Below are 6,619 nucleotides of genomic sequence, written 5' to 3'. Positions count from 1 at the left end.
CATCATCGGATCACGCTTACCGGTGAATCCCTCAGAAAGGCATCCCCAAAACCCAACGTCCTGGAGCCCGAACTCGACCAGAATTAACAAGGAAATCTACAATCAACACCGCGCAACGCCCAACCCCGCCGAATCGGTCACGTTCGCCGAAATACGCAGCGTTACCTGAAGCAGCGCGGAATCACGGCCCGTATTGCCCGTCGCGGCGTGGAAAGCAAGGAGCGGCTCGGGCGGCATCGCTGGGTGGTCGAGCGCACGCATGCATGGTTTGCCGGTTTCGGCAAACTGCGCAATCGTTTCGAACGGCGTCTCGACATTCATAGTGCTTTGCTTTCCTTGGCTGCTGCCGTTATCTGCTCGCGCTTCGTTGATGATTTGTGTTAGCGGCTCTAAACCAGAGCCGAGATTAGCTCTCACTTCGAGTCGACGGCCAACTTGCCGCTTTCGATCCGCGTGAAGGGATCTGAGGCGCTTGAGATCACGCAATTAAAGGGCTTGTCCTCATTGATGATCAGGAAGGTGCTCGTTGGGTCCTTGAACTCCAGCGACATGGAAAAGAGGACGTAGTCATCCGGAACAGGCGAAGGTCTGAAGGCTCCGAATGCATATTTCCCTTCAATCCCGAGTGGATGTAAATCGACAGTCAGCTCCAGCGGCTGGGTGCTCACCGGCGAAGGGAAGGTCGACTTCGCCGATTGTTCGTCGCCGACTACGTCGTACTTGGTCGCGACCTTCATGTCGTGATAGTGAGTGGCCGGTTCGCTCAGTTTCTTGGCGCAGAACGCCCTGTGTTCCATGCTGGGATCTGGAGAACCATTTCCGAGCACGCTATCGATGTATTTCAGTACGACGAATGCTTCGCCACTTTTTCCAGCCGCATGAACTGGCCCCGACATCGTTAGTGCGGTCGCGAAGATGGCTGTCGTCAGAACATGGGATGCCGCACGTCTAACGCTCATCATGTGCCTTCCTTTCGAACTGTCCAAACATGTAAAAGCAAATACACTATTACCTGTACGTGTGTTATCCACGCCATAGGTGAATGCAGTGTGTGCTGGTCATGCACGGATCGTGACGGTGCTGTTCTCCCGTCTTCTGGAATGCAGAAGGTGTGGAACTGGGCCTCAAAGATCCCGGGATCGAACAGCGATGATCGTGCCAACAGACAGATAACCGCGCGGATCGATATTCCTCGTTTGTAAGCGACGAACAAAGTCGACAATGAAGACGCGGAAGGTCGTCAGTGCGACACTCCGCGTCTATCGTTTTCTGTCCAATGAGAAAAGATGACGGTATTCAGATCTAAAGATTATTTCGACCACGCTACCTATTTGGGCACTGGTGCAAATCTGGCCGGCGAATGGGTTAGAGTTGTCGGAACAAAACGAACCGACGAGGCGCGATGAGCAAGCTGAAGAGTCCGGAGAAGTTGTTCGGCGGACGCCATTTTGATCGGGAGATCATCCTGTGCGTTCGCTGGTACCTGCGCTACAAGCTCAGCTTTCGCGATCTGGTCGGGATGATGGCCGAACGGGGATTGTCGCTGGCTCACACGACGATTCTGCGCTGGGTGAGGCGTTATACACCCGATTTCGTCAAACGCAGGAACCGCTTTGCTACACCTGCGGGTCGCTCGTGGCGTGTCGATGAGACCTACCTGAAGATTCGCGGCAGGTGAGTCTACCTGTACCGGGCAGTGGATCGGGCTGGCCAGACGGTGGACTTCGTGCTCAGAGCCCGACGCGACGTGGCTGCGGCCAAAGCTTTTTTCAGCAAGGCCATCAAGCGTCAGGGCCAGCCGCCGGAGACCATCACGCTCGACGGCTATGCCGCCTCGCACCGCGCGGTGCGCGAAATGAAGACCGATGGTCTGCTGCCTGAAGACACGAAGGTGCGGTCCTCAAAATATCTGAACAACGTGATCGAGCAAGACCATCGCCACATCAAGTCCAGAACGAACGTGATGCTTGGGTTCAAGCGATTCTGGAACGCCGCGACCACGATTTCAGGAATCGAGTTGACGCATCGCATTCGCAAGGGGCAGTTCGATCTCGCAAAGCTCGGCCTCAAGCAGGCCGCTGCGCCCGCCGTATGGAATGCGGTCCTGTTTGATCGATAAGCCTTCCCACCTATATGAACTTTCTCAACCCGCTTACCTATTTGCACCAGAACCCCCGAGAACCAGTTCGATTACTACCGCCGCGAAAATCACATAGAACGATGCGGCGATGATCAGCGGCGCCAAGGGACCGAGGTCACCAGCTGTCAGCATCATGAAGACAGCCGTGGCGACCAGCGTGACGACGCTGGCGTGCAGCGCCGTATGGCGACCGGGCGCCGCAACGGCGCCAAGAAGGCGAAATTTGAGCGTGCTCATTTGGATGCCGTCAGGTTTGCATGGGACTGGGTCAGCTACGCCTCGATGCGGGCAGTGGGCGTCAGACCAGGGACAAGGGTTCCGTCCTCGAAGACCAGGGCCGGAACGCCGTTGATATTCCACTTCTCGCCGAAACTGAGGTTGCGGGCGATCGGGTTATCGCAGGTGGGCTGATCCGGCTGATGGCGTGAGTGGAGGTAGTCGCGCCATGAAGAGATCAGGCGCGCTGAGCGCTTTTTATAGTCCGCTTCCGGGGCCGCATCGAGCGGCGGGCCGGAAAAACCATCACGTGCAAGGTCTTGATATTTGGTCCATGCTGCCGCCCGATCCGACTGGCACCAGACTGCCTCCGACACGCCGTGCGCGTTCGAATGCAACTGGGCGAGCGGGAACGGGAAGATATAGATCGTGACGTCCTTCAGCTCGGTGAGTTCGCCATCGAGGCGTCGGCAATAAGGACAGTCGGGGTCCGAGAAGACGTAGAGCTTTCGCGAACCGTTACCGAACCGGATTGCATCCTTCAGGTTGAGTTGTGCAACATCGATCTTGGGGCGGTTCGCCCGCTCAAGCGCTTGCGTCAGATTCTGCTTCGTCCGCAGATTGATGACGTTGCCAGTGTTCAGAACAGAGAAGTCGTCACGCACAAAAAAGACTTCACTGCCCTTGACGACGGACCAGAACCCAGGGACCGGCGGCTGGATCTTGGCACCCTGAGCGGCTGCGAAACGCTTGACCGGCTCCCTCCGGGAAACCGGGGTGAGCGAGTGTCGCGTAGCCCGCGATAAGGAGCGCGGCGGTGAGTTTGGAAATGCTTCGCATGGATCTGGTTGCTCCGGTTGGTGCCGTAAGTGGCGATTGAACTTTTGGACGGTTCGGTTTTTGAGACGAAATTCCATCCCCGGTGTGGTGTCGAACGGTGGCACGGGTTCTGGTGCAAATAGGTAAGCGGGTTGAGAAAGTTCATATAGGTGGGAAGGCTTATCGATCAAACAGGACCGCATTCCATACGGCGGGCGCAGCGGCCTGCTTGAGGCCGAGCTTTGCGAGATCGAACTGCCCCTTGCGAATGCGATGCGTCAACTCGATTCCTGAAATCGTGGTCGCGGCGTTCCAGAATCGCTTGAACCCAAGCATCACGTTCGTTCTGGACTTGATGTGGCGATGGTCTTGCTCGATCACGTTGTTCAGATATTTTGAGGACCGCACCTTCGTGTCTTCAGGCAGCAGACCATCGGTCTTCATTTCGCGCACCGCGCGGTGCGAGGCGGCATAGCCGTCGAGCGTGATGGTCTCCGGCGGCTGGCCCTGACGCTTGATGGCCTTGCTGAAAAAAGCTTTGGCCGCAGCCACGTCGCGTCGGGCTCTGAGCACGAAGTCCACCGTCTGGCCAGCCCGATCCACTGCCCGGTACAGGTAGACTCACCTGCCGCGAATCTTCAGGTAGGTCTCATCGACACGCCACGAGCGACCCGCAGGTGTAGCAAAGCGGTTCCTGCGTTTGACGAAATCGGGTGTATAACGCCTCACCCAGCGCAGAATCGTCGTGTGAGCCAGCGACAATCCCCGTTCGGCCATCATCCCGACCAGATCGCGAAAGCTGAGCTTGTAGCGCAGGTACCAGCGAACGCACAGGATAATCTCCCGATCAAAATGGCGTCCGCCGAACAACTTCTCCGGACTCTTCAGCTTGCTCATCGCGCCTCGTCGGTTCGTTTTGTTCCGACAACTCTAACCCATTCGCCGGCCATATTTGCACCAGTGCCACGAAGACTTCGTCCAGATGCCATGTGCGGCCAGGCTTGCGGCGAGCAGCTTTGACGCGATGTGCGAAGCCCGCGCCGAATTTGTTGCACCAGCGGCGGATCGTCTCGTAACTGACAACGACACCGCTCGAACAGCAGTTCTTCAATATCACGCAGGCCAAGTTGGAACCGGAAATACCACCGAACCGCGAGACCAATGATTGCCGCCGGGAACCGGTGGCCGTGATAAAGCGATTTTCTTTTCTTCATCGTGACATCTTACGTGACTACCTCGCCAACGTGACAGTGCCCGCCCTCGGCGTCCACTATCTCGGCCAGTCCTAACTGGGGACCGACGCACAGGCGTTGGTTCAGTACGTTCTCATTTGATAGCACGTGGCAACAACTGGCGTTCAACGAGCATCGGCGCGCGTTTGAAGACCGGCTCGCCCAGTGCGAGCTGTTGGAACTGGCATTGCACGAAGAGCGGCTCAACCATCACCCATTTCGTGGTAAGTGGGCGGCGGGTAGATCAAACGTCGCTTACCTCTTCTTCGTTCGATCGTTGAGCGATCTGGCCGTCCAGCACTTCTATCCGGAACGGGCCACGGACTCCCGTTGAAAATTCGGCCGCCGCGGCCAAGGCGCGTTCGAGTCTGACGTCTGGCCGCATCGGCACACCGACGGTGGTATGCAGTGAGCCCAGCGCCGCCTGTTCGCCGCTACCACAGGCATCGAAATTCGCGGCGCATTCAGCAACCTGATAATCGTCGCAAATCCGGAAGATGCGCCCCATGTACCCAACCAGAAAAGTGCCAGCCGATTCGCGTTCGCCGTCCTTGCGCGCGAACCCACCGCGGGTAAAGCACGCGCGTACCGCCTCAATGAACGTCGTGCACATGAAGGCGAACACATCGGTGCCCTCAGGGCGCGGCGCGACGGTCAGGCTATGGCCCAGAAGCTGCCCCATCCTGAAGGATGTGGTGAAGCCGATCAGGAACGGTCCCACCCGATAAATCTTGGGGTCGGCGCGCACGGTGATGGCCCCTCCCCCCGATCCTGCCGAATCCGCACCCATGTAAACCTTCTTGCCATCTGTCAGCGCCACAATGCAGGTCATGCTGCCTCCGTAGGTGTTGCCCGATAGAACGCGACGCGCACGCCCTCGCACGGCTCAGCCGTGGTCGAATCCATGCAAGTACGCCCATTGCCGCCCAGAACTGCCTCGCGGTTCCATGACGTCCCGCCGGCGGGCGTCACCCCCCCGTGACGCGCGCCTTCTTGACCGTGTAGGGCGTGCGCAAACATGCTGGCTGTGACTGCAGCACCGTGAGATCTGATTTCGTGTTCAATCCTCATTCAATCCACTCCTAATGACTCACGAGAAGCAAAGAGCAAAAGTCGAGCCAGCACCACTGGGGGGCGCCACTTTGGCCGGTCGTTGACGTTTGTTTCGGCCGGTGGTGAGGAGTCGGAGGCGGCGTAGCCGCCGGAGAAGACGGCCCACCGTCGGCGCCGCGTCGGCGGGGCAATAGGATGGCTGATCGATTCTTAAAGAAGAAGCGGTCAGCACATGTCTGGAACCCGCATCACCGACCAACAGGTTCGCCTCTACATAAACAAGCGCAAGGACCATCCGCAGGAACTCGCGGCCGCGAAGGCAGGAATATGCGTGCGCATCTACGGCGATCGGCTCGACTGTTACCTGTCCGGCGTGCTGGTCCACAGCACCGCTCGGGGCTCACGTGCGCACGACAACCGCCACGCGCTCGATTACCGCCACTTCATTGACGCCCTGAAGCGCAAATCCCAGGCATTCAAGGGGCTCGCGTTTCGTGACGCACTGTTCCCGAGTTAGGCTTACCGCAGAACCTGGGAGCAACTCGATGCCCGCCTGTCACAACGCGACGCATGCAAGACGATGGTCAGTCTGCTTGAGTTCGCGGGCCTGCACGGCGTGGGGCCGTACTGGCAGGGAAGCTTCATCCGAACGACAACTACCCCGTTGGGCCGCGGTCGAATTCAATGCCCGCGATGGTGCGAGTTTTGAGATGTGGAGCGGTAAGCGTTCGGACAAATCGCAGCAGGTTGCGCGGTGGCCATTCAGTGAGCCTGTGCACGAGGTAGACGTACGGCTCAAGGTCGCTGGCGCTGCATACGAGCACGACTTAGTCAACGGGGGCCGGCCATCTCCGTGTGCAGTGACGCATTTCCTCCAATCGGGCCGACGGTTGTAGGAAATGTTGGGTTGCGGACAAACGGTGGGCGCTTTTCAAGCGGGTGCTGCGCTCAAACCCGATACCCCGCAAGATCGTTACCGACCATTTGCGCAGCTACCCGGCGGCCAAAGCTGAAATCCCGGAGCTGGCGAGCCTAAGGGTTGCAAAGTGAACAAGCATAAGCACGGAGAAGACGACGAAGTGCAAGCCAGCCAGAGTTTCGGGCAATCGCTCGTAGTCTCTTGCGAGTCGGCGGAAGCGGTTGAGCCAGCCGAAGCTGC

The 6,619-nt window shown here is 58.4% G+C and carries 4 protein-coding genes and 7 pseudogenes; 5 read left to right on the top strand and 6 right to left on the bottom strand.

What is annotated here, in order from left to right; all coding sequences use genetic code 11:
• Window positions 1–168: 168 nt before the first annotated feature.
• A pseudogene (locus AB4Y34_RS40385) lies at window positions 169–384 on the top strand (transposase); the annotation flags it as partial.
• Window positions 385–413: 29 nt separating this feature from the next.
• Here AB4Y34_RS40385 and AB4Y34_RS40380 read toward each other — a convergent pair.
• A complete protein-coding gene (locus AB4Y34_RS40380; RefSeq protein WP_368719166.1) occupies window positions 414–962 on the bottom strand; it encodes a hypothetical protein in 549 nt (182 codons plus the stop codon).
• 440 nt (window positions 963–1,402) lie between these two features.
• Between AB4Y34_RS40380 and AB4Y34_RS40375 the strand changes: the two are divergent.
• A pseudogene (locus AB4Y34_RS40375) lies at window positions 1,403–2,119 on the top strand (IS6 family transposase).
• Between the two features lie 33 nt (window positions 2,120–2,152).
• Here the strand turns inward: AB4Y34_RS40375 and AB4Y34_RS40370 are convergent.
• The 4 genes and pseudogenes from AB4Y34_RS40370 to AB4Y34_RS40355 form a co-directional block, all read right to left on the bottom strand.
• A complete protein-coding gene (locus AB4Y34_RS40370; RefSeq protein WP_368719165.1) occupies window positions 2,153–2,377 on the bottom strand; it encodes a hypothetical protein in 225 nt (74 codons plus the stop codon).
• Between the two features lie 35 nt (window positions 2,378–2,412).
• Window positions 2,413–3,021: a DsbC family protein gene (locus AB4Y34_RS40365; protein WP_368719164.1), complete on the bottom strand. Its 609-nt coding sequence runs from the start codon at window positions 3,019–3,021 to the stop codon at window positions 2,413–2,415.
• A gap of 334 nt (window positions 3,022–3,355) precedes the next feature.
• A pseudogene (locus AB4Y34_RS40360) lies at window positions 3,356–4,072 on the bottom strand (IS6 family transposase).
• Between the two features lie 67 nt (window positions 4,073–4,139).
• Window positions 4,140–4,389: pseudogene (locus AB4Y34_RS40355) on the bottom strand (IS6 family transposase); the annotation flags it as partial.
• Window positions 4,390–4,437: 48 nt separating this feature from the next.
• Here AB4Y34_RS40355 and AB4Y34_RS40350 point away from each other — a divergent pair.
• Window positions 4,438–4,603 (top strand): annotated as a pseudogene (locus tag AB4Y34_RS40350) (IS110 family transposase); the annotation flags it as partial.
• A gap of 48 nt (window positions 4,604–4,651) precedes the next feature.
• Here the strand turns inward: AB4Y34_RS40350 and AB4Y34_RS40345 are convergent.
• Window positions 4,652–5,239, bottom strand: a complete 588-nt coding sequence (locus tag AB4Y34_RS40345; protein ID WP_176370186.1) for a hypothetical protein — start codon at window positions 5,237–5,239, stop codon at window positions 4,652–4,654.
• A gap of 552 nt (window positions 5,240–5,791) precedes the next feature.
• On the opposite strand from AB4Y34_RS40345, the pseudogene AB4Y34_RS40340 reads away from it, so the two are divergent.
• Window positions 5,792–6,079, top strand: a pseudogene (locus tag AB4Y34_RS40340) (IS21 family transposase); the annotation flags it as partial.
• A gap of 290 nt (window positions 6,080–6,369) precedes the next feature.
• Window positions 6,370–6,498 (top strand): annotated as a pseudogene (locus AB4Y34_RS40335) (IS6 family transposase); the annotation flags it as partial.
• Between the last annotated feature and the right edge of the window lie 121 nt (window positions 6,499–6,619).

It is taken from the genome of Paraburkholderia sp. BR10954 (assembly GCF_040965775.1).
Classification (GTDB): Bacteria; Pseudomonadota; Gammaproteobacteria; order Burkholderiales; family Burkholderiaceae; genus Paraburkholderia; species Paraburkholderia youngii.
This window is presented reverse-complemented; position numbering and strand designations above follow the sequence as displayed.